General features: G+C 58.7%; 3 protein-coding genes. All 3 read left to right on the forward strand.

From position 1 onward, the window contains the following. Window positions 1–70: 70 nt before the first annotated feature. Window positions 71–1048, forward strand: coding sequence for a TRAP transporter substrate-binding protein (locus WAO69_RS01220; protein ID WP_422175919.1), 978 nt, complete (start codon window positions 71–73; stop codon window positions 1046–1048). A gap of 6 nt (window positions 1049–1054) precedes the next feature. Continuing rightward, window positions 1055–1576: a TRAP transporter small permease gene (locus WAO69_RS01225; RefSeq protein ID WP_422175921.1), complete on the forward strand. Its 522-nt coding sequence runs from the start codon at window positions 1055–1057 to the stop codon at window positions 1574–1576. Further along, on the forward strand, window positions 1573–2756 hold a 1184-nt coding region (locus WAO69_RS01230; protein ID WP_422175923.1), incomplete at its 3' end, for a M81 family metallopeptidase. The genes WAO69_RS01225 and WAO69_RS01230, both read left to right, overlap by 4 nt.

The following is a 2756-nucleotide window of genomic DNA, read 5'->3' on the forward strand; positions in this document are numbered from 1 at the left end:
TGCCCCGCGCCATGGGACTTTGGAACTAAATCAACGGCCCCAAGGAGGGCCAAACAGAGGAGGAAAACATATGTCATTCATGAAACACCTAGGGGCTGTCAGCGTTGCCGTCGCCCTGTCGATTGCCGCACCACTGAGTGCGCAGAACGTCAAGATTGCGCTGGATTCTGCGAAGGACCTGGAAAACTCGGGGACCTATATCTGGGCGCATACGTTTTCGGAATATCTCAATGCCAACGGCATGGAAGCCGAGGAATTCGAGCGCGGCGCGCTCGGCGATGAAGCCGAAAAGATGGATCAGGTGCAGCAAGGCCTGCTCGAAGTGTCCCTGTCCGATACCAAGCGCGTCGGCGCTTTGGATGGCAACATCATACCGCTGACCTTGCCCTATCTGTTTCCCGACTGGGCCACTGCGGACCGCGCGCTGGCCAATGGCATGCTGGACAAGATCAACGAAGGCACCACCCCACAAGGCGTACGTGTGATCGCCAATGTTGCGTTGGGATCTGCGGCGGGTATCTTCAACACCAAGAAACCGGTGAATACTGCGGCCGACATGGCAGACCTGCGGATGCGCGCGCTTGATGACGCGCAGATCGGCGTCTACCAGCTCTGGGGCACCAACGGCACAATCGTGGCATGGGACGAGGTGCCGAACGCGCTGCAAACCGGAATCGCTGACGGCTATCTGAACCCGCCAATGGTGCCGATCATGTTTGGGCACACGGGCTTCATCAAATACTTTACGAACGCGAAAGTCGGTCTTGGCAGCCGTACAGCCATTGTCTCCGAGGATTGGTTCCAAGGCCTGTCGCCAGAGCAGCAAAAGATCGTGATGGATGGTGCGGCAGCCGCGACAAAAGCAAACCGCGAATGGCTGGCCACACGCACGAGCGAGCTGGACGCCCTACGCGAAGCAGGCATTGAGGTGACCGAACTGACACCCGAAGCGTGGGCCGAGTTCAAAGCGCTCAGCACACCGCTGCACAATACGGTTCCGCTACCCGAAGGTTCGCTTGCCGCGTGGCAAGCTGCGATCGGGGAATAAGACCTCATGCGTGCGGCGATAACATGGCTTGACCGTATCTCAGCCTTTGCTGACCGCATCGCCCTTCTGGGGGCGGTGTTGGCGGTGATTGCAATGGTCATGCTTGCCGGTTGGCAGGCCGCCGCGCGCTACATTATTGATCAACCCCCGTCATGGACCGAAGAGCTTGCTCGTTTCATGATGGTCTGGGCAGGGCTTTTGGGCGCGTCCTGTGCCTTTCGCGCAAATGCGGACCCTTCGCTTTTTCCTGCAGCCCGCGAACGTACCGACAGCGTTGGCAGGGTCTTTGCCGTGATCCGCTCGATTGGGGCGCTTGTCTTTATCACACCTATTCTGTGGTACAGCGTCTTTGGTCTGAACGGGCGCGCAAGTTCGGGCTATATCGCGCGCAATGCCAAACAAATGGCGGAAACCGTTGATGTACCGATGTCTGTTTTCGCCATAGCTGTGCCGATCGGTTTCGGCCTGATCCTGCTTCATTTGCTGTCCCATCTTGCAACGGCGCTAAGTGGCAGAGATGCATCATGAAACTGCTGTTGGCCGGTTTGTTTAACGAGACCAACACGTTTTCCCCAATTCCCGTCGGGCGCAAAGCCTTTGCTGACAAACTGATCACCCGCACGCCTACCGCCCAGCCCCCGGTTCCATGCACCATGCCGCTGCATATCTGGCGCGCATCAGGCGAGGCGAAAGGCTGGGACGTCGTAGACAGCCTTGCCGCATGGGCGCAGCCTGCGGGCATGGTCGGGCGTAGGGTCTATGAAGAGTTCCGCGACTTTATTCTGGAAGACATCGCACGCGAACAGCCCGACATCCTGATGCTGTCGATGCACGGCGCGATGGTTGCCGAAGGATACGATGATTGCGAGGGTGATTTGATGGCCCGTGCCCGCGCACTCCTTGGGCCTGATGCGGTTATCTCGCTTGAGATTGATCCCCATTGCCACCTGACCCCGCAGATGTTGGAAGCAGCGACGCTGATCGTTTGCTTTAAGGAATATCCGCATACGGACGTGCCGGACCGCGCGCATGATCTGTTTGCCTTAACGGTTGATGCAGCCGAGGGGCACACCCGCCCCGTGATGCGCGATTTCGATTGCCGGATGGTATCGATGTATCCGACGCAAAGCCCTGTCATGCGCTCCTTTGTGGATGACATGATGGCAGCAGAAGGACAGGACGGGGTTTTGTCTTTGTCGCTCGCGCATGGGTTTCCCTACGGAGATACTTCGGTGACCGGAACGCGGATGCTGGCAATCACGGACGGGGATGCTGAACTGGCTGCACGGGTGGCCGAAGATTTTGGCATACGTCTGTGGGATAATCGCGAGGCGCTGCGCATAAATTGGCCCGACATTGATACTGCGTTGGACCGCGCCGAGGCTGCCACCACCTTTCCTGTGGTGCTTGCCGACACCGCCGACAACGCAGGCGGCGGTGCACCATCTGATAGCACATTTGTCCTGCAAGAGGTCTTAAGGCGCGGCATGAAAGACGTAGCCATGGCCGTCTATTGGGACCCTGTGCTGGTCGATATGTGCCGCGATGCCGGTGTTGGTGCACGCATGCGTGTACGGCTGGGCGGCAAACGATCCCAGGCGTCAGGCGATGCCATTGATCTTGATGTGACTGTCCGCGCGATCCGCGAAGATATGGTGCAGGACTTTGGCGTGGTACCATCGCCCTTTGGCACGGGGGTCTGGCTCGA

Source organism: Aestuariivita sp., from assembly GCF_049276915.1.
GTDB lineage: Bacteria > Pseudomonadota > Alphaproteobacteria > Rhodobacterales > Rhodobacteraceae > Aestuariivita.

Coding starts and splice junctions, on each gene's coding strand:
- WAO69_RS01220 (WP_422175919.1), top strand. CDS start 71: ATGTCATTCATGAAACACCTAGGGGCTGTCAGCGTTGCCGTCGCCCTG.
- WAO69_RS01225 (WP_422175921.1), top strand. CDS start 1,055: ATGCGTGCGGCGATAACATGGCTTGACCGTATCTCAGCCTTTGCTGAC.